21 protein-coding genes and 5 tRNA genes are annotated in these 26,184 nt (G+C 38.9%); 13 read left to right on the plus strand and 13 right to left on the minus strand.

The features are described 5' to 3' along the window. The first annotated feature begins 36 nt into the window (after positions 1–36). The 10 genes from HC728_RS14755 to HC728_RS14800 all read left to right on the plus strand — a co-directional run bounded on the left by HC728_RS14755 (position 37) and on the right by HC728_RS14800 (position 10,877). On the plus strand, positions 37–2,877 hold the full coding sequence (locus tag HC728_RS14755) for a hypothetical protein (protein ID WP_190395702.1): 2,841 nt from the start codon (positions 37–39) through the stop codon (positions 2,875–2,877). Positions 2,878–3,205: 328 nt separating this feature from the next. Beyond that, positions 3,206–3,553 carry a transcriptional regulator gene (locus tag HC728_RS14760; RefSeq protein ID WP_011262859.1) on the plus strand — a complete coding sequence of 116 codons (348 nt, stop codon included), beginning with the start codon at positions 3,206–3,208 and terminating at the stop codon, positions 3,551–3,553. A gap of 1 nt (position 3,554) precedes the next feature. Further along, on the plus strand, positions 3,555–3,917 hold the full coding sequence (locus HC728_RS14765; RefSeq protein WP_005421476.1) for a glycine-rich SFCGS family protein: 363 nt from the start codon (positions 3,555–3,557) through the stop codon (positions 3,915–3,917). 6 nt (positions 3,918–3,923) lie between these two features. Next, on the plus strand, positions 3,924–4,220 hold the full coding sequence (locus HC728_RS14770; protein ID WP_005421477.1) for a DUF4312 family protein: 297 nt from the start codon (positions 3,924–3,926) through the stop codon (positions 4,218–4,220). Positions 4,221–4,276: 56 nt separating this feature from the next. Continuing rightward, the gene (locus HC728_RS14775; protein ID WP_005421478.1) at positions 4,277–5,053 is read left to right on the plus strand and encodes a DUF4311 domain-containing protein; all 777 of its coding nucleotides are present in this window, start codon (positions 4,277–4,279) and stop codon (positions 5,051–5,053) included. A gap of 18 nt (positions 5,054–5,071) precedes the next feature. Continuing rightward, positions 5,072–5,722: a DUF4310 family protein gene (locus HC728_RS14780; RefSeq protein WP_012534360.1), complete on the plus strand. Its 651-nt coding sequence runs from the start codon at positions 5,072–5,074 to the stop codon at positions 5,720–5,722. Positions 5,723–5,779: 57 nt separating this feature from the next. Next, entirely contained in the window at positions 5,780–6,916 is a 1,137-nt protein-coding gene (locus HC728_RS14785; RefSeq protein ID WP_190395703.1) for an amidohydrolase/deacetylase family metallohydrolase, read from the plus strand. Then, complete coding sequence (locus HC728_RS14790; RefSeq protein ID WP_190395704.1) at positions 6,900–8,003, plus strand: DgaE family pyridoxal phosphate-dependent ammonia lyase; 1,104 nt, start codon at positions 6,900–6,902, stop codon at positions 8,001–8,003. The genes HC728_RS14785 and HC728_RS14790 overlap by 17 nt, the downstream gene beginning before the upstream one ends. A gap of 12 nt (positions 8,004–8,015) precedes the next feature. Next, positions 8,016–8,756 (plus strand): KDGP aldolase family protein, encoded by a 741-nt coding sequence (locus HC728_RS14795; protein WP_017020130.1) that lies wholly within the window; start codon positions 8,016–8,018, stop codon positions 8,754–8,756. A gap of 198 nt (positions 8,757–8,954) precedes the next feature. Next, positions 8,955–10,877, plus strand: coding sequence for a transcription antiterminator (locus HC728_RS14800; protein WP_065596339.1), 1,923 nt, complete (start codon positions 8,955–8,957; stop codon positions 10,875–10,877). Positions 10,878–10,935: 58 nt separating this feature from the next. On the opposite strand, the gene HC728_RS14805 is transcribed toward HC728_RS14800, so the two are convergent. Both HC728_RS14805 and HC728_RS14810 read right to left on the minus strand, forming a co-directional pair. Next, positions 10,936–11,208, minus strand: coding sequence for a hypothetical protein (locus HC728_RS14805; protein WP_080562697.1), 273 nt, complete (start codon positions 11,206–11,208; stop codon positions 10,936–10,938). Next, on the minus strand, positions 11,183–12,079 hold the full coding sequence (locus HC728_RS14810; RefSeq protein ID WP_017020128.1) for an SPOR domain-containing protein: 897 nt from the start codon (positions 12,077–12,079) through the stop codon (positions 11,183–11,185). Before HC728_RS14810 ends, HC728_RS14805 begins: the two co-directional genes overlap by 26 nt. A gap of 175 nt (positions 12,080–12,254) precedes the next feature. Here HC728_RS14810 and HC728_RS14815 point away from each other — a divergent pair, with 175 nt between their 5' ends. Together HC728_RS14815 and HC728_RS14820 are read left to right on the plus strand one after the other, a co-directional pair. Next, the gene (locus HC728_RS14815; RefSeq protein WP_005421488.1) at positions 12,255–14,135 is read left to right on the plus strand and encodes a DUF294 nucleotidyltransferase-like domain-containing protein; all 1,881 of its coding nucleotides are present in this window, start codon (positions 12,255–12,257) and stop codon (positions 14,133–14,135) included. Positions 14,136–14,144: 9 nt separating this feature from the next. After that, on the plus strand, positions 14,145–14,861 hold the full coding sequence (locus tag HC728_RS14820; RefSeq protein ID WP_012534398.1) for a 3'-5' exonuclease: 717 nt from the start codon (positions 14,145–14,147) through the stop codon (positions 14,859–14,861). Between the two features lie 90 nt (positions 14,862–14,951). Here the strand turns inward: HC728_RS14820 and HC728_RS14825 are convergent, their stop codons facing one another. The 10 genes from HC728_RS14825 to HC728_RS14870 all read right to left on the minus strand — a co-directional run bounded on the left by HC728_RS14825 (position 14,952) and on the right by HC728_RS14870 (position 23,339). Beyond that, a complete protein-coding gene (locus HC728_RS14825) occupies positions 14,952–16,532 on the minus strand; it encodes a BCCT family transporter (RefSeq protein ID WP_065604317.1) in 1,581 nt (526 codons plus the stop codon). A gap of 238 nt (positions 16,533–16,770) precedes the next feature. After that, positions 16,771–17,712 carry an ABC transporter permease gene (locus HC728_RS14830; RefSeq protein ID WP_005421492.1) on the minus strand — a complete coding sequence of 314 codons (942 nt, stop codon included), beginning with the start codon at positions 17,710–17,712 and terminating at the stop codon, positions 16,771–16,773. Between the two features lie 2 nt (positions 17,713–17,714). Next, positions 17,715–18,692 carry an ABC transporter permease gene (locus tag HC728_RS14835; RefSeq protein ID WP_026029405.1) on the minus strand — a complete coding sequence of 326 codons (978 nt, stop codon included), beginning with the start codon at positions 18,690–18,692 and terminating at the stop codon, positions 17,715–17,717. A 144-nt stretch (positions 18,693–18,836) separates the two neighbouring features. Beyond that, the gene (locus HC728_RS14840; RefSeq protein ID WP_155655717.1) at positions 18,837–20,390 is read right to left on the minus strand and encodes an ABC transporter substrate-binding protein; all 1,554 of its coding nucleotides are present in this window, start codon (positions 20,388–20,390) and stop codon (positions 18,837–18,839) included. Positions 20,391–20,468: 78 nt separating this feature from the next. Beyond that, positions 20,469–22,178 (minus strand): ABC transporter ATP-binding protein, encoded by a 1,710-nt coding sequence (locus tag HC728_RS14845; RefSeq protein ID WP_190395705.1) that lies wholly within the window; start codon positions 22,176–22,178, stop codon positions 20,469–20,471. Positions 22,179–22,736: 558 nt separating this feature from the next. Further along, positions 22,737–22,813 (minus strand) — tRNA-Pro (locus HC728_RS14850). Positions 22,814–22,886: 73 nt separating this feature from the next. Then, positions 22,887–22,962 (minus strand) — tRNA-His (locus HC728_RS14855). 41 nt (positions 22,963–23,003) lie between these two features. Further along, a tRNA-Pro gene (locus HC728_RS14860) sits at positions 23,004–23,080 on the minus strand. Positions 23,081–23,152: 72 nt separating this feature from the next. Beyond that, positions 23,153–23,228, minus strand: a tRNA-His gene (locus HC728_RS14865). A 34-nt stretch (positions 23,229–23,262) separates the two neighbouring features. Further along, positions 23,263–23,339: transfer RNA gene (locus tag HC728_RS14870), tRNA-Arg, on the minus strand. A gap of 278 nt (positions 23,340–23,617) precedes the next feature. Here HC728_RS14870 and HC728_RS14875 point away from each other — a divergent pair. Beyond that, a complete protein-coding gene (locus HC728_RS14875) occupies positions 23,618–24,025 on the plus strand; it encodes a cytochrome c5 family protein (protein WP_017019818.1) in 408 nt (135 codons plus the stop codon). 68 nt (positions 24,026–24,093) lie between these two features. Here the strand turns inward: HC728_RS14875 and rep are convergent, their stop codons facing one another. After that, positions 24,094–26,109: a DNA helicase Rep gene (gene rep / locus HC728_RS14880; RefSeq protein WP_012534349.1), complete on the minus strand. Its 2,016-nt coding sequence runs from the start codon at positions 26,107–26,109 to the stop codon at positions 24,094–24,096. Between the last annotated feature and the right edge of the window lie 75 nt (positions 26,110–26,184).

Consider the following 26,184-nt stretch of genomic DNA (forward strand, 5'->3'; position numbering starts at 1 on the left):
GGAAAGGCTACCCTCATCAAAAAGGATTGAGACAGAATGAAAAAGGTAAGTTTATTAGCAGCGTCAGTGGCACTAGCGTTAGTAGGTTGTGGCGGTTCTGATGGTGGTTCAGATACCAATACTGGTACACCTTCAGCTGGCGGTATTATTATTACTGGTTTTGATGGCTACTTTAAGAATGCGGTTGTGTTTGATGATGTAAACAACGATGGCATTTTAGACGTTAACGTTGATACTGTATTTGGTCTAACTAAAGCCGATGGTAAAATCACTCTACCAAAAGGAACAGAGTTCCAAGGATCTCTGGCCCTTAAAACGCTAAAACCTGGCGATACAGACAAGGCGCTTGCGGCAAAGCTAGCAGCACTAAGCCCAGCTGCTGATTCTTACTCTGACTTCATGAATACATACACAACAGATATGGATCATGAAGGTCAACCAATGGCAAATGCTGTTGTATTCCGTGCACCTGTTTCCGCTGAAGATAAAACAGCAGTAATTTCTCCACTAACCGATCTTGTTGCTATCGAAATGGCAAAAGGCACGGCTGAAAATCCAGTAAGTGAAGAAGCTGCGATCGCAGCTGTAACAGCAGCACTTGGCGGTACAGATGAACAGCCTATTGACCTATTCTCTGATTTCGTAAAAGATTCAAAGACAAATTTAGAAAGTGCTAAGCTACACAAAACAGCACAAATCCTGACAGAATCAAAAGCAAAAAACCCTACTGCTTATGAGCAAAATTCAGCTGAGATTGCAGCTGTTGCTCAAGAAGAGTCTGAAAAGATTGTAACTGATGAAACGATGGGTTCAGATGATTTATTAAATCAGAAGCCTGTCATTAACCCTTCAGCACCAACAGCTCCTGTTGTCTCGAACTACAAATTATTAGTAAACGAAGACGCTAAAATTGCCATTCAAAAAGAAATTAGTGCATTAGCTATCACTGAAGGTCAATCTCTAAACACGACGATTACTATTCCTGCTGCTCTATTCCAAGATAAATACGACAACGTACAAACTAACGTACAAGCAGTAGCTGAAATTAATGGTAAAGGTGAAATTACAGCTAATTTAGTAGGCGAAACACTGACATTATCAACTAATAACCTACAACCTACTCAAGACATCTACACCATCACATTAAAAGCCGAAGATAAAGCAACGGCAAACTCTGAAGTATTAAATACACTAAGCACAACATTCTCATTTAAAGTTGAGCTACAAAACTCAGCACCTGTTGTAGATACGGACACCCAAACGAACATCCAAACTCTTGTTGATTCTTGGAAAATGCAACAAGGTGCTGCATTTTCACAAACATTCTCTGTTGATGGCTTATTCAGTGACCGTGAGGGGGATGCTTTAACTTATACAACTAACATCAACTCTGTTGTACCAGGTCTAACTTCTAAGTTTAATAAAAACACTGGTGAAATGACCATTTCGGGTATACCTCAACCTAAGAATTTAGGTGAATTAGCATTTACTATTATTGCTGATGACGGTCACCCTGCAACTCGACTTGCTTCTACTCCTGCAAGCTTCACATTACCAGCAATTGAAGCTGGTGAAATCGCCATCGATACAAATGTTAAAGCAGAATTACAAGCAAAAACAACGGCATGGCAATTAAAAGTTGGTAATGAATTTAACCAAACACTAAATATCAGTGAACTATTTGATTCAGCTGTAAATGGTGACGTTCAATATTATGCTAATTATGCAGAACACGACAACGCACCAGCATCAAATCCAATTAATGGCGTTAACGTAACAGTTGATCAAAGTGGTTTAGTTACATTAGTAGGTACTCCAACTCAAGTAACTAATGGGGTTGTTCTATACCTAGCTCAAGGCATCAATTTCTCTGGTGGCGAAGACAATGACATTGAATCAGAAATGGTATTACTGAATCTACCAAATGTTCTCCCAGCAGATGAAATAACACCACCACCAGCAGGAACTCACCCTCTTGAAAACAAGAATTGGTATGTTTTAGAGCGTGGTAACAATGATGGCGACGGCGATGATAGTAATGATTACTCACGAGTTTGGTGTGATACGTATCGTTTTGAAGATGGCATTGCATTAAGTAATAATCGCTCACCAAGTAATAGCAATACATGTTCTGAAGAAACTGTTCCACAGGATGATAATGGCACTTATGTTATTGATGAAAATAACAACCTTGTTGCTACATTTACATTTATAGAAAATGGTGAGGAACTAACAGAAACTTTCACTGTTTCAATTAATGACGATACAAATGCACCAATGGATGAAATCTCAATTGGTTCTAAATCAGTTCTCTTCTCTATGGAAGAACAAGGCCAAGTTGAGCATGAAACTAAAACATTCTTTGCAGAAAAAACAGATGCAGAAAAACGCATTAATGTTAAATCAAGTGACGGTCCAGAGTTACGTGATGCACCTCTATACTGGCCTGGTCAGCAAGATGGTGAATACGTACTAAAATCAACATCGCTGCAAATGAACACAGCAGAAAATAGCTCAGGAAACAGTCACGATTACATTAAAGTTTGGATTAATGGCGTAAGTTGTGACGGTTTATTCGAAGGTTTTGATGGTGATAGTCCTATTTTCGAAAAATTCATCGTGACATCAGACTCAATTTCTTTAGATGACGTTAATGGATGGCACGGAAACCAATTAGGGTACTCTTCATGCTTTACCGCAGAAGAAGATGGAACACCAAACGCTGTCATCTCATTCCTATTTGGCATGAACGACAACTACACATTAAATGCAAATGAAACCTACAGCATCATGGGTAAGGTATCTAATGACTGGAGTTCTGCACTTAGTGACATCAACTTTAACATGACTTGGACTGGTTCGACTAACAACGACTAATTCCAATTATTAGCAATAGCCCTCGATACAACATCGGGGGCTTTTTTATTTCCATTTCCACTTTTCTCCCCACTTCCCATTAAAATCCAACTCACATCACAAAAAACTCACCTCAAATTTCCATTTCCACTTTTATTTCCACATTAGGCAAATCTGTAACCTCATAATAAGTAAGGGAATAGCAAAAAAAGTATGATCTACATCTCTTCAAGTATTCCAATTTCCACTTCAAAGTGGAAAAACTCTCTCTGTTCACTTTTTCTTTCCACTTATATTATTTCATCATCAAGTTACGTATTAAAAATATTATTTAGAGGAAATAAAAAACGTGAATAGTAATACTCTAGAAATAAATGAAGAGTTATTCACTGATGAAGTAGATTCAACGTTCAATAAAGTTATCGATATTTTACGAGCTGAGAATATATTTCCAGACAGTGTTCAAAAACAAATGCTTTATTCTCACTTAAAAGCAATGGTAATTCGTTCTCATACTAATGAACCATTACCAGAAGTTGAAATTGAAATGTTTGATGAAATATCTAAGTCATCACACAAATTAGCTGAAGATGTCGTGAAATGGTTTCCGGCATTAGCATACGAAGAAACATATTTATTATCTGTTCACTTTGAAGTGGCAAAAGAAAACGAATTAACTGAAGAATTAGGAGCTTAATATGGCTGATGTAAAAGTAGTTATCGGTGACCGTCTAGGTAAAGGACAAAAAGTAGGTATGGGTGTTGAAGCTGCAGGTGGTTCTGTAACAGTAATCCCTGGCATGGCAGCAGATATGAAGCTTGGTGACATCATGAAACAAGAAGAAGCTGACTTCGGTATCTCTTTTTGTGGCAGTGGCGGTGCTGGTGCTATCACGGCTCAAAATAAATACGGTTACAAAGCAAAATATGGTATGCGCTCTGTAGAAGAAGGCGTTACTGCAATTAATGAAGGTTATAACGTTCTTGGATTTGGTTTTATGGACCAAGAAGAACTAGGTAAAAAATTAGTTGAAGCCTTCGTTAAAAAATACAGAAGTTAATTATTTATGAAAGAATCTATTACAACAACCGTAACGGTCAGTGGTAATGGAAATACAAAACAATCAGCTTTCAGCTCTGCATTAAGTAATATTCAAAAAACCATTTTAAAAGATAACGAACAAGTTATTTTACGAATTGAACCTGTTGATGTGAAATTAATTAATGCAGAGAAAAAAGAAAGAATTGAAAAGTTTATGTTTTTCTTTTTACCAAGAAATAAAACAACCTACTCAGTCACGATTGATGTCACTGTTAATGTCACAGTAATTAATATTGACCAATTGGATTTTAAATCAATATAAACACCTATTTATTTAATTAGCACTTAATTAAATATACTAACGGAAGGTATATATAGATGTTCTTAATAATATTAATAAAGTCCCTCATTATTGGGGCTTTAGTTGGCGTCGGCGTTGGTGTCGGTGCAGCTCGAATGTTCCATGCTCCAACAGTTCAAGGGATGGGTGCATTCCGTACTCTTGGAGAGCTTAATTCTTGTGAAGGTGACCCTGCTTCTCACTTCTCTTTTGGTCTTGGTTTCTTCTTTAACGCATGGGCATCATCTGTTGCTGCTGGTGCATTCACTCAAGACGTTGATCACCGCATCATTCCTAACTGGGGTGCCGCTGCTCTAATGGTTAAAAACCGTGATGTAGCAACAACCATGCACGACCCGAAAAAAATGGGTATTGCTTGTGGCATCATCGGCATGATCGTTGTTGCTTTCTTAAATACAACAGCATCAGCTGTACCAGAAAGCCTACAAATCACAGCCGTTAAAGTACTTGTTCCTGCTGCTAACCTTCTTGTAAACATCGCGATGCCGGTTATTTTCTGGCTTGCTGCTATTGATGCTGGTCGTCGTTCAGGTTTTTGGGCAACTATCTTTGGTGGTCTTGCTCATATGATCATGGGTAACGCCGTTCCAGGTCTTGTTCTAGGTATCTTAATTGGTAAAGGTGTTGAAGATGGTGGCTGGAACCGTGTAACAAAAACGATGTTAACTGCGGTAATTGCACTGTTTGTTCTAAGTGCCTTCTTCCGTGGATTTGACCTTGAGCTTCTAGAATCTTTCCGACTCACTATCCCTACATGGTTAGAGAGTGTTCATACAAGCATTAGCGGCAAATAGTAAGTCTGGAGTTTTAAAATGGATGACAAATTAAAGAATAACTTTTGGTACGCAGATTGGTCTTTTCCATTCTTCGTAGGTCTGCTTTCTTCAGGCGTATTTGCTGGTACTCACATGTATTACCTATACGGCATCGGCGCATTTAACGAAGTTGCTTTCGTTTCAATGTTACGAGCTGGTATGGATACAGGTGTTTATGGTGCAGTTGCTGCCTTTGGTGCGAGTTTCTTATTCGCTCGAATCATTGAAGGTTCACTAGTTGGTATCTTAGATATCGGTGGTGCAATTCAAACCGGTATTGGACTGGGTGTTCCGGCTCTACTTCTTGGTGCTGGTATTGTTTACCCACTAGAAAACTTTGTTGCCTCATTAATTGTTGGCTTCTTCTTAGGCGTGGCAATTGGTTACATCATCATTATTGCTCGTAAATATACCGTTGGCCAAAGTAACTCTACCTACGGAGCTGACGTCATGATGGGTGCTGGTAATTCATCTGGTCGCTTCTTAGGTCCTTTGATTGTTCTATCTGCAATTGGTGCTTCAATTCCAATTGGTATCGGTTCATTAATTGGTGCTCTAGCATTTTACCAATGGCAAAAACCAATCACTGGTGGCGCAATTTTAGGGGCAATGGTTTTCGGTTCATTATTCCCAGTAGCCATCGGCTAACCCATATTGGTAATGCTCTTCAACCAAGAAGAGCATTACATAACGCAGGTAAGAACTATGTATGACTTACTCATTAAAAATGGAAAATTAGTCAACGGTCATTTTGTTGATATTGCTATTCAAGCAGGAAAAATTGCCAAAATTAATACCAATATTATCGAAGGTGCTGAAAAAGAAATTGATTTAAAAGGACTTCATTACATCAGTGCTGGTTGGATAGATTCTCACACTCACTGTTATTCCGCTTCCCCTATTTATAACGATGAGCCAGATTTAATTGGTGTCGCTCATGGTGTAACCACTGTTGTCGATGCTGGTAGTGTCGGTGCGGATGATATTGATGATTTTTATCAACTAACTCAAAAAAGCTCAACTAACGTATACAGCATTCTGAATATTTCTCGAATTGGTTTATTACGACAAGATGAGCTTGCTGATATGAGTGATATTGATTTGGATATCGCTAAAGAAACCATCAACAAACATTCCAATTTTGTGGTTGGCATTAAAGCGCGAATGAGCGGCAGTGTTGTAAAAGAAAATGGATTAAAACCTTTAGTTAAAGCCAAAGAGATGCAAGCTCAAAATAACCACCTACCTTTAATGGTACACGTTGGAAATAATCCACCAAATTTAGATGATATTGCTGAATTATTAACAAAAGGCGACATCATTACACACTGTTATAACGGTAAACCAAATCGCATTTTAACTCCTGAAGGTGAGCTAAAAGAATCGATGAAAAAAGCCATTAAACGTGGCGTTATTTTAGATGTTGGCCATGGCGGTGCGAGTTTCAGTTTTGACGTTGCTGAACAAGCGATTAAAAAAGGGATTTACCCTGACATAATAAGTTCTGATATTTACTGTAAAAACCGAATAGCAGGACCGGTACGTAGCCTAGCTCATATCATGTCCAAGTTTTTAACCATTGGTTTATCTCTTGAGCAAGTAATCAACAGTGTCACGATAAATGCTGCAAATGCACTGCAAATGGACACAAAGGGTCAATTAGAAGTGGGGAAAGATGCCGATCTAACCATTTTTAACATCCATCACGAACCATGTACTTTTGTCGATTCTGAACAAGGAAATCGTCAAGGTAACGAATCATTTTTACCTTTGGCAAGCATTGTTGCAGGTCAAATTATCACGACACAACACGGAGAGAACACTGATGTCTTCAATTCATGAGAAGTATGGTCTAACTGAAGTAATTAATGCATCTGGTCGCATGACGGCATTAGGGGTTTCAACGCCAAATGAAGACGTTGTAAATGCAGTAAAAGAAGGGCTTGGACAATATTTTGATATAAAAGATCTCGTTATCAAAACGGGTGAATATATTGCTAACCTTCTTAATGTTGATGCTGCAGTTGTTGTCTCTTGTGCTTCTGCTGGCATCGCTCAGTCTGTAGCTGCAGTTATTGTTAAAGACAGCCAATACCGTTTAGAAAACCTACACGCCCATGCTCACGATGTTCCATCAGAAATTGTACTGCCAAAAGGCCATAACGTTAACTTTGGAGCCCCTGTTGGCACCATGGTAACTCTCGGTGGCGGAACCATTAAAGAAGCGGGATACGCGAATGAATGTTCAGCAGAACAACTTGAAGCCGCTATCACTAAAAATACAGCAGCGATTTTGTACATCAAATCTCACCACTGTGTTCAAAAAAGTATTTTAAACGTAGAGCAAGCGGCAGTTGTAGCTCAAAAACATAACCTGCCATTAATTGTTGATGCCGCAGCAGAAGAAGATTTAAAAGGCTATTTTGCAATGGGTGCTGATCTCGTTATTTACAGTGGTGCAAAAGCCATTGAAGGACCAACAAGTGGATTAGTTGTAGGTAAAACTCAATATGTAGATTGGGTTCGCAAACAATCTCAAGGCATTGGCCGAGCAATGAAAGTCGGCAAAGAAGGTATCTTAGGTTTAACTCACGCTATCACTGATTACTTAACTGTTGAAAAAGAATCAGGCCAAGAAATGGTCGCGAAGATGGAAAAGTTCATCGCTGATATGAACACCATTCATGGCGTAACGTCACGAGTCGTATGGGACAGCGCAGGACGTGATATTGCAAGAGCTGAAATTGCTTTTAACCATGAAGCCCTAGGTACAACAACCAATAATATCGTTAAGCAATTAAATAACGGCAATCCAGCGATTTACTGCCGTGGCTACAAAGCTAATGAAGGCATTATTGAGATTGATGTTCGCAGTGTTAACACCACTCAATTAAACACTATTTTCGAAAAAATTAACGCATTATTTTAAGAGAGATATTCCATGAGTTTAAAAGCTAACTTCTATAAAAACCGTGTATGCCTAAACGTATTAGCAGGCTCTGTTGATAATGCGGCTGATATTTATGACGCAGCAGAAGGTCATGTTCTTGTTGGTGTTTTATCTAAAAATTACCCAGATGTTGATACTGCAGTTGAAGATATGAAGAAATACAGCGAAGTAACAAATAATGCTGTATCTGTTGGCTTAGGTGCAGGGGACCCAAATCAATCAATGATGGTTTCGCTTATTTCACAACATGTACAACCGCAGCACATTAACCAAGTATTTACTGGTGTAGCAACAAGCCGAGCTTTAGCTGGGCAAGATAAAAGTATCGTGAATGGTCTTATTTCACCAACTGGCACTGTAGGTATGGTGAAAATCTCAACGGGTCCGTTAAGTTCTCGCTCTGAAGACGCAATTGTTCCGGTAGATACAGCAATTGCCATGCTAAAAGACATGGGGGGGAGCTCTGTAAAATACTTCCCAATGGGCGGTTTAGAAACACGTGAAGAATTTGCTTGTGTTGCAAAAGCATGTGCTGATCAAGATTTCTGGTTAGAGCCGACAGGTGGAATTGACCTTGAAAACTATGAAGAAATTATGCAAATCGCATTAGATGCAGGTGTAAGCAAAATCATTCCTCATATCTACAGCTCTATCATAGATAAAGCGACAGGAAATACTCGCCCTGAAGATGTAAAAACACTGTTGGACATGACAAAAAAACTGCTTAACTAAGTTTGCTCCAAAAGGCCAATTATTCGCCCCCGGATATTGGCCTTTTTCATTAAAAACAAGAGATAAAATGTATATTTTTCAATAAAATAAATTACATCCACATATACATCACATATTGAATAAATACCATTACCCTAACGTTTTCGTTGGTTGATATTATTATCAATATAAACACTTATTAACTGTTCTGGTTTTTCTATGATCCAACTGCCTTATCCTCGTCTTAATGTCATTTTTGAAGCGCTTAGATATGAAGCTCTTCCTCAGCAAGAGCTTGCTCAGCGTTGTGATATTTCAACACGAACAATTCGAACAGACATCTCTGCCTTGAATGATATTTTGGCTTCTTATGGTGCCCAAATTCAGCACCAGAGAGGAAAGGGTTATCACTTTGATATCTATGATGAGACCCGTTTCTTGGATATTGAAAAACAAACGAAAAAAATGAAATCCTCACCTCGTAACGCTAAAGATCGCATGGTGTATTTGATGATGCGTCTATTATCTCAAGAGGAAGAATGTAAGTTAGATGATCTTGCCAATCAGTGGTTTGTCAGTCGAACTTCATTACAAGCCGATATGGGAGAAATTCGAGAGCAACTTGAACAATATAATTTAGAGCTAATAAGCAAAGCACATTGTGGATTACGCCTGTTTGGTGAAGAGCAAGCTATTCGAGCTTGTATCGCCCATATTTTATTTCAATTTAAACCAAGCGATCATACGTTTATTGATGTATGTGAATATTTTTTCCCAGAGATTAACCACCCGTCCTTGAAAGCCGATTTACTTGAGCTAATTAATAAAAATCACATCAAGCTTACTGACGAAGGTTTGCATCATTTAGTCGTCTATTGTGGTATTGCCCTACATCGCTTAAAACAAAATGCGAGTATTCATCATGTGGATCAACCAAACCTCAGTGAAGAAGCACAAAAAACGGCAACAGAGTTAAGCCAAACCATAGAAAGTTTACTTGGTGCACCTTTACCTCAAGCAGAAATAGATTATCTAAGCATTCAAATTGCGGCACGTCGAGTTACTGGGGTTCCTGAAATCGACATTCAAAAACCAACAGAGCAATTAGAGCTAACTCAATATTTATTGAATTATGTTAATACGCATTACAACTACGATCTGCGTAATGATGAGCAATTAAAACGAGACTTACTCTGCCATATCACCACCATGATCTTACGAGTTAAGTATCAAATTACCATTCCAAATCCACTATTTGATCATATTAAACGCTATTACCCATTAGCCTATGATATGACTGTAGCTGCCGTTTCTCATTGGGGTAAGCATTTAATTCCAGACGGTGAGATCGGTTACTTAGTCATGCATATTGGCGTTGGATTAGAGCGTAATTTTTCACTTGAAGAGCAACTTCCACCAAAAGCTTTACTTGTTTGTGACTCAGGCACATCAATCGTGCGTTTACTTGAATCACAACTTATGCGCTCACTGCCTCAACTCACAATAGAGAAAGTAGAGAGTCTTAGAGATTATGAAGAACTATCAAAAGTAGATGCCGATTTCGTTATCTCGACAGAAAAAGTATCACAAAAAAACAAACCGACAATCACGGTATCTCCGATACCAACAAGCTTCCAATTAGAACAAGTAAATAAACTCATTCTAATGAATCGCTCACACCCATATATGTTGGATAAATTTTTTGATCACCGTTATTTTTCTGTTCTGGATGAACCAATGACTCAAGGAGAAGTGCTTAAAAAATTCAGTTCTCATTTTACAGAAGATAACATCACCCCTATTGAGTTTTACGACTCTGTTATTGAGCGAGAAAGCATTACCTCGACGATGCTAGGGGAAGGCATTGCAATTCCACACTCGTTGGGATTACTCGCTAACGAAACAAAAGTATATACCATCATTTCTCCACACGGCGTAGATTGGGGGAATGGGAAAATAGCTCATGTGATTTTTCTTTTTGCTATTAATAAAGACGATTATGAAGAAGCGATGAGCCTTTACGATTTATTTGTGACCTTCATGAATGGCAAAGCCGTCGATACCATTTTAGGCTGCCACTCTTATGACGAATTTCAATATGTAGCTAAAGAATGTTGGTTTAATCGCAAAAAAGATTGGTAAATAAAAAACCCCGGAACATGCCGGGGTTTTACATATCAATTAAATTGAACAATAAAAATTATCCGCGAGGCTTAAACTCAAGCACTGGTGCTTTCTCTCCATCATTCACATCTTTTGGATTGTTAATAACTAAAAAATCCAAGGCGCGTCCTGTAGGACTAAGTAACGCAAGCTCTTCTCTATGTTCATCTTCCAAACAAATATTTAATGAGATATTTGAAAGCGCCTTAACACCAAATTCATCTTCTAATGTCTCTAGTGCTTCTTGTAGGTTTTCAGCAAGAGACTTACTGTCCCAGCGACCTTTAAATTGGATTTCCAACGACTTCATCCTCTACTTTCTTAGTACACATCACATTTAGCATGGAGGTGTTTTTTAATTTTCTGGCCGCACCATCTTTAAAGAGTCCCAAATTATCAGCACCCCAATAAGGCAATAATACAGGCCATTTGTCTTTGGTCATTATCGTTGAATCAAGCAAGATTTGCCATTGCTCTTTAGTAACCAAATCCATATCTATTTGCTGACAAATTTCTTGAGCATGTAGAGATGTAGCTCGAAGCCATGGCAAACTATTTTCCATATAAAAACCTTCACTAGTGTCATCTGTAAATGGAACTACAAAATGAAGATTATTTATCTTTGTTTGCTTGCGAATAGTAATAGGATCAGGTTCTGGCTCGCTTACCGCCTCTGGAGCTCTTTCAATCGGTTCTTCAACTTGAGGCAACAAAGCTAAGTTCACCTCCCTTAATGCTGCATGTTTAAATAACCGATCACTTTGTAAACGTCTTAATTGCTTTTGCGCTGTAGTGAAATCTTGATAAGGCCCAATCAAGCAACGCTTAGCTTCTCCCTCTAATTTAAAGTTAATCGAGGCATCCACTTTCTTTTGAATATGATTTACTTTTTCTTTCGTCAGATCTTGATTAAACACACCACATTGAATCCAAAACTCGCTCTTTCCTTTTTCTAATTTTGGTTGTTGATTTCCCCATAAACCATCACCAATTGGGCAAGCATCTAACAACACATTTTTCGCATCAGAATGCGCATCTTTAGAAAAACAAATCGAGGTAAGTGCGCTTTCCTTTTTAACCACATCATCATTTGAAGCATCATTGGCATAAGCATGCGTCATAACAAGAACACTACTTAATACTCCCAATGAAATTTTTGTTATTTTTATTAATTGAGTCATCAAACTTCTCCAAGCAAGCACTTACAATATTATCAGCATAGCAAAAGTTATGTTTCAAATCCGAGAACCTCATTCTAATGCGCTTATATTACTCATTTTCATAGAATAAAATGGCTATCCATAAGCCGATAAACTAAAATTATTTTTCCCCTTCTCTATTTATGTCGAGTAACACATGGAAGTTGAACTGTTAGAAATACAGCATTTTTTATCTCAATACCCTCCGTTTAATTTACTTCCAGAGGAAGCGATAAAAGAAGCGGCGCAAAGTGTTGAAATATCTTATTACCGAGCAGAAACCATGGTGATTGGCTTTGGTGATGAGATCAAAGATCTCTACATGGTTCGCAGTGGTATCATCGAAGTATATCGTCGAAATGGAGAACTTTATAACCGTCTTGATGAAGGTAGTATCTTTGGCCAAATGGGACTATTAATGAACAATAAAGTTCGTTTCCCAGCCAAAGCCCTAAAAGATTCCCTGCTTTATTGCATTCCTGAAGCCGTTTTTGATGATTTTTGTGAACGCTATGATGAGTTCTCTGACTTTGTTGAAGTAGAAGATGCCACTCGTCTAAAACAAGCGGTTGAAAACACAGAAGACGATGCAAACGACTTAACAACATCTAAAGTGAAAACGCTGATCACCCGTGAAGCCGTAATGATTGAAAAAAATCAAACCATTCAATCTGCTGCAAAAACCATGGCTGAAGAAAACGTATCAGCGGTATTAATCACAGATCCCGACATCGATATCGAAGAAGAAGATAATAACTTTGTTGGTATTATTACCGACCGAGATTTATGCACCAAAGTATTAGCGTGTGGTTTGGATTTTGAAACACCAGTGTCTGAAGTAATGTCGACAGAATTAATCTCTCTTGATCACAATGCTTATGTTTTTGAAGCCATGCTGATGATGCTACGCTACAACGTCCACCACCTTCCTGTACTAAGAAATAAACAACCTATTGGCGTTATTGAAGTTTCTGATATTGTTCGCTACGAATCACAAAACAGTCTGTTGTTTGTAAGCAGTATTTTCCAGCAACAAACCATTGAAGATTTAGTGATACTTTCCACTCAACTGAAAGACTGTTTCTTACGTATGGTCAACGAAGACGCTAACTCTCACATGGTTGGTAGCGCAATGTCTGAAATTGGACGTAGTTTTAAACAACGTTTATTAGAACTAGCAGAAGAAGAGCTTGGTGAGCCTCCTGTACCTTATTGTTTCTTAGCTCTTGGTTCTATGGCTCGTGACGAACAATTAATTGTTACAGACCAAGATAATGCGATCATTTTAGATAATGAATACAACGAGAAAGAACATGGTGAATACTTCAAAGCGCTATCTGAATTTGTTTGTGATGGTTTAGCAGCTTGTGGCTATAAATATTGCACAGGCGATATCATGGCAACTAACCCTAAATGGCGTAAGACACAATCAGAGTGGGAAGAATGTTTTGCCGATTGGATTGATAACCCAGATCCTCAAGCACTATTAAATAGCTCTATTTTCTTTGATTTAAATGGCGTCTATGGTCGAACTAAATGGGCTGAACAACTTAATGGCTTCATTGTTCGACGCGCGAAAAAGAATAACCGCTTCTTAGCTTGTTTAGCACGAAACGGCTTACGTCGAACACCACCTCTGGGTTTCTTTAAAGACTTTGTAATGGAAAAAGATGGTCGTCATAATAATTCCATCAACCTAAAGCGTCGTGGTACAGCTCCACTAGCTGATTTAATTCGTGTTCACGCATTGGCCATTGGCTCTCATGCTCAAAACTCATTTGAACGTTTAGATGACATTATCGAAGCTGGTATTTTACCTAAATCCAAAGGCCAAGATTTGCATCATGCAATGGAATTAATCTCACTGGTTCGATTACGCCACCAAGCATTAGATGTCGAAGCTGGTATTGAACCCGATAACAATATCGAACCTGAAAACATGTCAGACTTTGAACGCCGTAATTTAAAGGATGCATTCCAAGTACTAAGTAACGCTCAAAATTTCTTAAAATATCGCTATAACGCGAATAAATTCTAGGAGCTAATGATGATCCCACACGCTCCTCAAGAAATTTTAAACTGGCCTTCCTTTTTCAAACATAAACAGGAGATCAGTAAAGATAAACGGCTAAAAAACTTCTACAAGACAGGGACGTACGAAGAAGAAACACCACTGAGTGACATTGAATTTGTAGCGCTTGATTTTGAAACTACAGGATTAGATGCGAACCAAAATAGTATTATCAGTATTGGTTTAGTACCTTTTACATTAGAACGTATTTTTTGCCGTCAATCGCAACACTGGTTTGTGAAGGCACAAGACAGCTTAGAAGAAAATTCAGTGGTTATTCATGGTATCACTCATTCTGATCTACAAGGTGCTCCAGATTTACGCCGGATTTTAGAACAGGTATTAGATGCACTCGCAGGAAAAGTCGTGGTTGTGCACTATCGTCGTATTGAGCGAGACTTCTTTGATACAAACCTTCGTAGTTTAATTGGTGAAGGGATCGTTTTCCCTGTCGTAGATACCATGCAAATTGAAGGGGATTATCAACAAGAACAAGCGAAAGGCCTTATCAATTGGCTTAAAGGGAAACGTCCTGAATCAATTAGATTGGCCAATACGCGGTTGCGTTATGGATTACCTTCATATCCTCCTCACCACGCATTAACCGATGCAATAGCGACGGCTGAATTGTTTCAAGCACAAGTGAGATACCACTTTTCAGCTAACGACCCAATTCGTAAATTGTGGCTATAACGCTTTTATTTATATTGCGATGAAATATAAAAAAGCCGATGAAGATAAAACTTCATCGGCTTTTATTTACCCGTAATAATCTAAAATAAATTAACTACGGTTATATTTTTCTGTTCTCATACCCATAACTAAACTTACACACATAGCAAGTAAAATCAGAGTAAATGGTAGAGCCGTTGAAATTGCACCTGCTTGTAATGCTTGGATAGCTTCAGTACCACCAACCCATAGTAGAGCAACAGCAATCGCACCTTCCATAAACGCCCAGAACACACGTTGTGGCATTGGTGCATCCACTTTACCACCAGCAGTAATACTATCGATAACCAATGAACCTGAATCCGATGAAGTGATAAAGAACACAAGCACCAGAACAACGGCAATCATAGAAAGAATATTACCCATAGGCAGAGCATCAAACATTTCAAACATAGCTAAAGAAACATCTGTCAGGCCTTTTGAACCTAATGTACCAATGTTATTTACAACTTGATCAATCGCAACGCCACCGAAGATAGACATCCATAATGCGGTAAATAATGTAGGTACAATCAATACCGCAGTAATAAACTCACGAACCGTACGACCGCGAGATACACGCGCAATAAACATACCTACAAATGGAGACCACGAAATCCACCAAGACCAATAAAACACAGTCCAACCATGCATCCATGCCTCATCTACACGACCATGAGGATTACTTAACGGAATAATATTTTCCACATATCCCATAATCGTTGTTGGAATCGTACCCATAGATATAGCGAAAGTAACAAGAGCAACAAAAGCCAATAGTACAATGGCAATTAGCATATTGATGTTACTAATGACTTTTACACCACCATCAATACCACGCATTACCGATACAACAGCAAGTAAAGTAACAACAAAAATAATCGCAACTTGAAGACCTAGACCACCATCCATACCAAATACATGATGGAAGCCACTCGCAGCTTGTTGAGCACCTAAACCTAATGACGTTGCTAGACCAAATAAAGTAGCAAGAACCGCTAAAATATCAACAACGTGGCCAGGCCATCCCCATGTACGATCACCTAAAATTGGATAAAAGATAGAACGCATTGAAAGAGGCAATCCTTTGTTATAAGCAAAGAATGCTAATGACAAAGCAACAACGCCATAAATAGCCCAAGGGTGTAAGCCCCAGTGGAACATAGTTGCACCGAGTGCTAATTTCGCAGCTTCTGGAGTATTTGCCTCAACGCCAAGCGGCGTTTCAAACCAACCAGTAAAATATGCGACAGGCTCAGCTACGCCCCAGAACATCAACCCAATACCCATACCTGCAGCAAATAGCATTGCTATCCAAGAGACCATTGAGTAATCCGGTTTGGCTTTATCACCACCCAGACGAATTTTGCCAAATGGCGATACAATCAATGCTAAACAGAAAATAACAAAGATATTAGCTGACCACATGAATAAACCATCAAATGCATTGATGATCTTCCATTTAAAACCATCAAGAACGGTTTTGGCGCTTTCGGGATCAGTTACTGCTACAGCAACTAAGAAGAGTGCAATCAGACCTGCGCTGATGCCAAAGACGGGATTATGTACATCGAATCCCCATTTCTGAACGTTATCCTGTCCAACAGTATAATCCGTATTATCTATACTGTACTTATCCTTATTTCTACTCATTATTCCTCACTTCGAGCCTTGGCTCTCTGTTTTGGTTTAATTCAAATACTCGCTTTAAAATATTTAAACACACCTAATGATCTTAACAACTGAGCATATAATTGCCAGTAAAAGCAGCGAATTAGCCTAATAAAACAACAAATAAAGGGGGATTATCCATATTGTGAAACACAATATCTGTTCTACAAACAAAAAAACGGTGAATAATTCACCGCTTTTTTATTGGTTAAAAAATAGATTATCCTTTATAAATTTTAGGATTAAACACATCCCTTAACCAGTCACCCAGTAAGTTAATCACTAAAACTAAGGTAACTAAAACAAGTCCAGGGAAAGCGGTTATCCACCACGAACCAGAAAAAATATAGTTAAATCCGATACTAATTAACGAACCTAAAGAAGGTTGATCAACCGGTAAACCCAATCCTAAGAAAGACAGTGCTGCCTCTGACATAATCGCATTAGCAATTTGAACCGTTGAGATAACCAAAATAGGCGATAAACAGTTAGGAAGTATATGGCGGAACATGATGCGAGGAGAACGGAACCCCATGACTTTTGCAGCCTCCACATACTCTTTTTTCTTCTCAGCAAGCACAGATGCGCGAATGGTACGAGCGTATTGTGGCCACTCTGCAACCCCGATGATCACGACAAGCATCACCACAGCATACTGACTGAAAAACTCAGTCCCAAAACTGGCTTTAAAAATAGCCGACACAATGATTGCCACCATCATTGTCGAAAATGACAACTGCACATCGGCAAATCGCATTAAGAAACTATCAATTCGACCACCAAAATAGCCTGCTGATAACCCAATAATGATGCCTAAAGTAAGTTGTACCGCTACCGCTAAGAAACCAATCGTTAATGACAAGCGCGAACCATAAAGAATCGTCGACAGCACATCTCGTCCTTGGTCATCAGTTCCAAGAAGAAATCGTTCATCTCCCTCTTCCATCCAAGATGGAGGCAATTCCGAATCCATAATATCAATCGAACTTAAGTCGTATGGATTAGTTGGTGCAATAACAGGAGATAATAGAGCCCCTAATACAAACACTAAAAATACAGCAAAGCTGAACATCGCAACTTTATCGCGTAAAAAATAATACAGAAAATCAGATGATTTAAATCGTTCCCAGCGCGTTGGAACGTGAGTCGTTGTCGTATTCATGATTACGCTCCTTTACCTGTGATATCAACGGTTGGGTTAATTAATCCATATAACAAATCAACAATGGTGTTTGTTACTACGAAGATAAGACCAACAAAAATAACGTAAGCGGTAATTAATGGCGTATCGACACGGTTAATTGCTTCTAAAAATAAGAACCCAGTTCCCGGCCACTGAAAAACGGTTTCAGTAAGAATGGTATAAGCCACCATGGTACCGATTTGAACTCCACCAACCGTTAACACAGGTAACATGGTATTTTTTAAAGCATGTTGATAATAAATTTTATTGGTTGCGATCCCTTTTGCTTTTGAGAACTTGATGTATTCAGAACTTAATACTTCTAGCATTTCAGAACGAACCAAACGAATAAATAGAGGAAGCATAATTGAAGCAAGAGAAATACACGGCAAAATCAGATGAGCCAAACCATCAATAGTAAAAAAGCCGGACTCCCAACCAAGTAAATTATACGTTTCTCCTCGCCCATAAGACGGCAACCAATTAAGTTCAATCGAGAAAACATACATCAGCATAATCGCGGTAAGGAAAACCGGTATTGAAATACCAATACTACTGAATGCCATAATGGCTTTAGTAAAAATACTTTTTGGATTAATCGCAGAATAAACCCCAAGAGGTATCGATAAACAAACAATAATAATTGCTGCACCAAACACTAATTCTAGCGTTGCGACCAACTTATCAAGAATGACTTCTACCGCAGGTTTTTTAAAGAAATACGATGTGCCAAGATCACCTTGTAGCGCATTAGTTATAAATCGAGAATATTTGGTAATAAATGGGTCATTTAGACCTAAATCATCACGCAGAGCCTGACGCTCAGCTTCAGAAACCGACTGACCAACTAATTCACGTAACGGGTCACCCAAATTATCTTGGATGGAAAACGCAACCAGACTGATCACAAACATCACTATCAGTGCCTGAAACAGGCGCTTGACCAGAAACGTAAACATTCCTTGTCCCCTTTCTTTATCCTAAAAATGACATGAGAAAAGCATCTCTATGTCTAACAAATTGTTGGTATTACTTTTATTAAGAAATGAATGACATAAATGAGGTTGCTCTAACACCATAGAGCAACCTGTTCATTTATGTTTTTATTTAACCACTAGGTCACCAAAGTATGGATATTCCATTGCGTTTACGATTGGCTTGATATCTATGTTTGATTTTGCACCCCAAGCAAGGTTCTGCCAGTGTAGAGGAACAAATGCCGCATCATCATATAAGGTCTTTTCAACCGTTTTCAGGATTTGACTGCGCTTCGCAGGATCCGTTTCTACGTTAGCCGCTTCAACCATCTTATCTAGCTCAGGGTTAGAGTAATGACCACAGTTGTACTGACCTTTACCTGTTTCTTCATTACGCGTCATAGTTAGGAACTCAGAGAAGTTCGCTGAATCTTCTGTATCTGAGTGCCAACCAATCATCATCATGTCAGCAGCACATAGGTCAAATTCAGGCCAATATTGCGCTTTTGGTAGTGTTTTAAGATCAACTTTAATACCGATTTTCGACAGCATCGCAGCCGCAGCTTGCGCTACTTTTGCATCGTTAACATAACGGTTATTTGGCGCCATCATGCTAAGTTTAAAGCCATCTTTATAACCCGCTTCGGCCATTAGCTGTTTAGCTTTTTTCAAATCGTAACGAGGAACAAGCTCTGCATCATAACCTGAATAACCCGATGGTCCTTGTTGACCAGCCGTAGTCGCAAAACCTTTCATAATTTTTTTAACGATACCTTCGTTATTAATAGCATGAACAATCGCTTGACGAACACGCACATCTTTCAGTGCTTCATTGCTGTTTTGGTTCATTTGGAACGTAATAATTCGAGTACCAGGAAGAGTAACTAAATCAATCCCTTTGGTACTTTTAACACGCTTGTGATCATTAGGGGCTACCGGTGCAATAATATCTACATCGCCAGAAAGAAGAGCTGCAACACGAGTTGCATTTTCTTTGATTGGAACTAGCGTCAGCTCATCTACATTACCTGGAGAATTTTTATCCCAATAACCATCGAAACGATCAAAAACAACTTTCACGCCTTGCTCACGAGACTTAACAACAAATGGACCAGTACCAGAGATGTGTGTCGATGCAAAAGAATTACCGTGTTTTACGATTTCAGACTTATCTTTTCCGTCTTCAGTCTTACCCGTATAGAACTTACTATCCATCGGGAAAATATAAGTAGCGGTTTGAAGTACAAGTGGATAAGCACCTTTAGACACTAATTCAACCGTGTAATCATCGATTTTAACCAGCTTCTCATACGGTTCAAAAATCGCTTTAAAATCCGGAGAATCCTTTAGACGATTGAATGTCCATACAACATCATCAGCCGTCATTTCATTACCCGAATGAAATTTCACGCCCTTACGCAAATTAAAACGGAAAGTCGTATCATCAACACGCTCCCACTTTTCAGCTAGACGAGGTTCGAAATCGAACGATTGCGTGTAACGCACTAGAGGATCAAATACCATATGAGAAAGTTGTAACGTACCGCCAGATAGTTGCTCATGTGGATCGAGTGATACTGGGTCTGCATCATAGGCAACAGTAATATCTGCAGCTGCTGCACTAAAACTTAAACCTGCAGCCATCAATGCGATAGCTAATTTAGTCTTCATGGTTTTCATTGCATAACTCCTTATGCGGGACTGGATCCCTAGTTTATTGTTTTGTTGTGTTTGTACTTATTATTGGGTGGTTTATACCTATGCGGTTTGCTCTCTTAACCCCTTAAATTCAGGCATAAGAGAAATTAACTGTTTGCTGTAGTCATGCTGCGGATTGGTATAAAGATTTTCTGTTGGTGCCACTTCTAATAACGTTCCCATCTGCATTACACCAACACGGTCACACATCTGACGAATCACAGGTAAATCATGGCTGATGAACAACATGGTTAAGTTCAATTCATCCTGTAAATCTTTCAATAAATTGAGAATTTGAGCTTGAACCGATACATCTAAAGCCGAAGTTGGTTCATCACAAATCAATAAACGTGGACGTGTCGCTAATGCACGAGCGATAGAAATACGTTGACGTTGACCTCCAGAAAATTCATGCGGATACTTCAAGGCAGCCATTCGACCCAAGCCTACGTGATCCAAAAGATCATTAACGATCTGTTGCGTTTCTGATTCAGAGCGAGTGAGTTTATGAAAACGAATCGGCTCTGCGATAATATCGAAGATTTTCATGCGTGGATTCATTGAAGTGTATGGGTTTTGAAATACCATCTGCATTTGGCGGCGCATTGGACGGCGCTCTTTTTCTGACTTGAGAGCGGTAAGATCAATACCTTCAAATGTCACTGAGCCAGAGTTTGGTGGGTATAATCCTGCGATAACACGAGCAATGGTTGATTTACCTGAACCTGATTCACCAACCAAACCAAAAGTTTCACCTTCATGAATTTCGAAACTCACATTATTAGAAGCTTGGACGTACTCACGACGGCTTTCAAAAAAAGAATCTTTTGTTATGAAACGAAGATTTACGTTTTCAACTTTCAATAAAGGACCTGCGTATTCACGCTGATCTTGGTTTTGACCTAACCAGTGATTTTTAACATCAATAGGTTCATGCTCAACCGCTTCCTCGATATAACTCACTAACGGAAAACGATCTAATTTAATATCTGAACGAGGAACCGCAGAAATTAAGCTACGGGTATAAGAATGGTCAGGATCACCCAATACTTTTTCTGTTTTTCCAAATTCAACAAGATCGCCACGGTACATTACTGCGACTTTATCTGTCACATTAGATACCACACCCATATCGTGAGTAACCAACATGCAGCCAACGTTATTTTTAACGCATAAGTCACGAATAAGGTTTAGAATTTGATCTTGAATCGACACATCCAGTGCCGTTGTTGGTTCATCCGCAATGATCAGATCAGGTTCACCAGCTAATGCGATAGCAATAACTACACGTTGGCGCATACCACCTGAAAATTGATGTGGAAATTGTTTTAATCTATTTTCAGGCTGAGGGATACCAACTTGTTCCATTAAAGATAATGCACGAGCATAAGCTTCTTCAGGAGAAACAGATAAATTAGCATGAATGGTTTCCGTTAATTGCTGCTCAACGGTAAATAGAGGATTTAATGAGGTCATTGGGTCTTGGAAGATAAAACCAATTTTAGAACCTCGAACCTTACGCATTTCTTCAGCGGTTAATCCTGATATTTTTTCTCCATCAAGAAACACCTCACCATCAGCAATAACGCCAGGAGGGCTTAATAAATCAATGACAGCATTACCTACTGTTGATTTACCAGCACCAGATTCTCCAACAACGCCTACAATTTCACCACGCTCAATTGAAAATGACAGTGACTTAACAGCGGCATGAACACCATGACGTGACGGATATTCAATACGTAAATTTTTAACTTCTAAAAGTGACATTCTCAGACTCCGACTACTCGGCAGCATCCTGCCCTGTCTGCACATTGATTCCATTCGTAACAATTTATGTAACTGTTACTTGTTTAGGACACCAATGTAGTCAATTATTCACATAAAAGCAACAATTAAAGAGCAATAAGCTGTTTAATGCTTTTTAAGTGCATAAAAAATCATAAAATGGCAAATGAATATAAAGTCTCATTTTTTAAAATAAAGTTTAAACCAATAAAAAACATAAACTTATAATTAATAAGAGATTAAAACATGACCATCATCACCATTGGTAATAATGTAAATAAAACATAAATAATCTTAACATTTATACCAGCGTAAAATATCGATAAGAAAAAGATTAACAGGTCTATTGTTTGCCTAACCAAGCAATAAACCACGATAAAATCAGACAACCAGATAAAAATAGGATTAAACACTAAGGTAAATTAGAAAAATAAAAAGAAAGGTAAAACCAGATAAAATGATGATAATGTGATGAGGATAAGAAGATTCTATTATTCAGAAATGAAAAAAGCCTCGTCATTTCTGACGAGGCTTTAAATGTGGTCGGTGAAGAGGGATTCGAACCCCCGACCCTCTGGTCCCAAACCAGATGCGCTACCAAGCTGCGCTATTCACCGATGTTTTATTTTAACTCTTGGGAAAAATGAGTTAAAAATGGAAACCTAAACAATGAGGTTACCCGCAAATTAATGGGGTGGCTAACGAGATTCGAACTCGCGACCACCGGAATCACAATCCAGGGCTCTACCAACTGAGCTATAGCCACCACAAATTTGGTATTTACTGCCTTAGCAATAAATGAAATAGTGGTCGGTGAAGAGGGATTCGAACCCCCGACCCTCTGGTCCCAAACCAGATGCGCTACCAAGCTGCGCTATTCACCGACTTGTTTTCGTTTCAATTCTTGGGATGTTGCTTGAATCAAAACTGGAAACTCATACAAGTTACCAAAATAATGGGGTGGCTAACGAGATTCGAACTCGCGACCACCGGAATCACAATCCAGGGCTCTACCAACTGAGCTATAGCCACCACTACTTTTTGTGCCTTTAATTTATATTCCGGATGGCACGCCCGAAAGGATTCGAACCTTCGACCTTTGGCTCCGGAGGCCAACGCTCTATCCAACTGAGCTACGGGCGCATACCCTATCGGCGGAGAGGAATAATACGGATCTGTGTGACTCACGTCTAGTGTTTTTTTTACTTTTTTTGTTGTTTGGTCTCTTTTTCAACAATTCCTTAGTGTTTATCCGCATTTTCTTTAGGCTTAGTGGTTTATTGCAACAATTTAAGCAGATATAATCACTCAATATTTACACGATATTAACGTTCTAGTTTTATCAGTTCGTTAAAAACTCGGTAAATACAATAAAATCGGCTGAAGCCAATAATAATAACTGGGAGTGTAAAGTGAACTTTATGGAAAAATCTGTTCGTAACATCATCATTGCAATAGTTGCTGTATTAACTTTTTCAACCACCTCTTTTGCAGCCAATAACTCTGATGATGCTATTGCTGAGCGAATTAAGCCAGTTGGTCAAGTTTATCTTGCGAGTGATGTTCCTGTGGTTGAAGAGCCAACAGGCCCCCGTTCTGGTGAGCAAGTTTATAATACTTTCTGTATTGCCTGCCACGCGACAGGAGCTGCTGGTGCACCAAAAACACAAAACGCTGAAGATTGGGCCCCTCGAATAGCAAAAGGCATGGACACACTAAAAGATCATGCTCTTAATGGCTTTAATGCAATGCCGGCAAAAGGATCTTGTATGAATTGTTCAGATGATGAAGTTATCGCAGCGGTAGAGCATTTAATTAAAGGTTTATAAAAATAACCTACTTACTAAATAAAAATGCCCATAGAATTTTCTACGGGCATTAACGTTATCTATAAACTCTACTTTTTGAGCATGGCTCTGAGGTTGGCAATATTTGCTTTTCCTCTCTCCATTCGCTCTTCTTGTGTTGGTTTGGGTTTCTTCATTTCCCAATCCAAATCATCATGAGGCAACTCTTCAAGAAAACGGCTTGGTTCAGGTCGAATAAGTTCACCATACTGACGACGCTCTTTACATAATGTAAAGGTCAACTCTTTTTGAGCTCGTGTAATTCCTACATATGCCAGTCGGCGCTCTTCTTCCACATTATCTTCATCAATGCTCGTTTGGTGAGGAAGGATCCCTTCTTCTGCTCCAATTAAGTAAACATATGGAAACTCAAGACCTTTAGAGGCGTGTAAGGTCATTAATTGAACTTGATCAGCCCCATCTTCATCTTCTCCACGCTCCATCATGTCACGTAACGTCAATTTCTGAACCACTTCCTTTAGTGTCTTCTCTTCATTGTCATAGTTATCCCCTTCTAAATCGGCAACAATCCATGAATAGAGATCTGACACATTTTTCATTCGCATTTCAGCCGCTTTAGCACTGGTTGAAGTTTCATACAACCAATCTTCATAATGTATGTCTTTGACTAAAGAACGAACCGCTTCAACTGTATTGCCTCGCTCAGCATTCTCAGAAATAGACACAATCCAATGACAGAAACGGCGAAGAGACTCTAACCCTCGACCTGAAAGCGTTTGCTCTAAGCCTATTTCAAAACTAGATTCAAACAAGCTCTTTCCACGCATATTGGCATAGCTACCAAGCTTCTCAAGTGTCACAGGGCCGATCTCACGACGAGGCGTATTCACTACACGTAAAAATGCGTTATCGTCATCTGGATTAGTTAATAAGCGCAAATAAGCCATAATGTCTTTAATTTCTGCACGAGCAAAGAAAGAAGTTCCCCCAGAGATCTTATAAGGCACTCGGTTTTGCACTAAAGATTTTTCAATCAAACGAGATTGATGGTTGCCACGATATAAAACCGCGTAATCTTTATAATCTGTTCGATTCAAGAAACGATGTGCAATCAATTCACCTACAACTCGTTCTGCTTCATGTTCATCGTCTTTGGCTGTTAAAATTTTTATTTGCTCACCATCAGGAATTTCAGAAAACAGACGTTTTTCAAACGCGTGAGGGTTATTCGCAATAAGAATATTCGCTGCACGCAGAATTCGACTGGTTGAACGATAGTTTTGTTCAAGCTTTATGACACGTAAGTTTGGGTAATCTTCATTCAATAACACTAAGTTTTGTGGTTTTGCCCCACGCCATGAGTAAATTGATTGGTCATCATCACCCACCACGGTTAATCGACCTCTTTCACCCACCAATAGCTTAACGAGTTCATATTGACTCGTATTGGTATCTTGATATTCATCGACAAGTAGATAACGGATTTTCATCTGCCAACGTTCACGCACTTCTTGGTTGGTACGCAGCAGCAATACAGGCAGTGATATCAAATCATCAAAATCAAGTGCGTTATACGCCTTCATTTGGTTTAAATACATTTCATAGCAAAAAGCAAAAAGCTGATCTTGCTCCGAACGAGCAAACCCTTTGACTTGTGCCGGCGTTAACATGTCATTCTTCCAATTAGAAATACTACTTAGAAGTTGACGTAATAAATCTTTATCACCATCAATCTGTTTTTCTGTTAACTCTTTTAACAGTGCCAGTTGGTCTTGATCATCAAATAATGAAAAACCAGCCTTTAGACCAAGAACCTTATATTCACGGCGAATAATATCTAAGCCCAATGAGTGGAAGGTTGATACCATCAACCCACGAGATTCTTGCTTACCTAATGTTTGTCCAACACGCTCTTTCATTTCACGAGCCGCTTTATTGGTAAAGGTTACAGCTGCGATGTTTCTCGCTTTATAACCACATTGCTGAACTAAATAAGCTATTTTATTAGTGATTACACGCGTTTTACCCGACCCTGCACCAGCCAATACTAAACACGGCCCAGAGACAAATTTAACGGCCTCATCTTGCTGTGGATTAAGTTTCATGAATCACCTATAAAATCGATAATGAATTATTTGCGTCTATAATAAAGCTGTCAGGTAATGAATACCATGCAAACG

This window comes from Aliivibrio sp. S10_S31 (assembly GCF_014694495.1).
GTDB lineage: Bacteria > Pseudomonadota > Gammaproteobacteria > Enterobacterales > Vibrionaceae > Aliivibrio > Aliivibrio fischeri.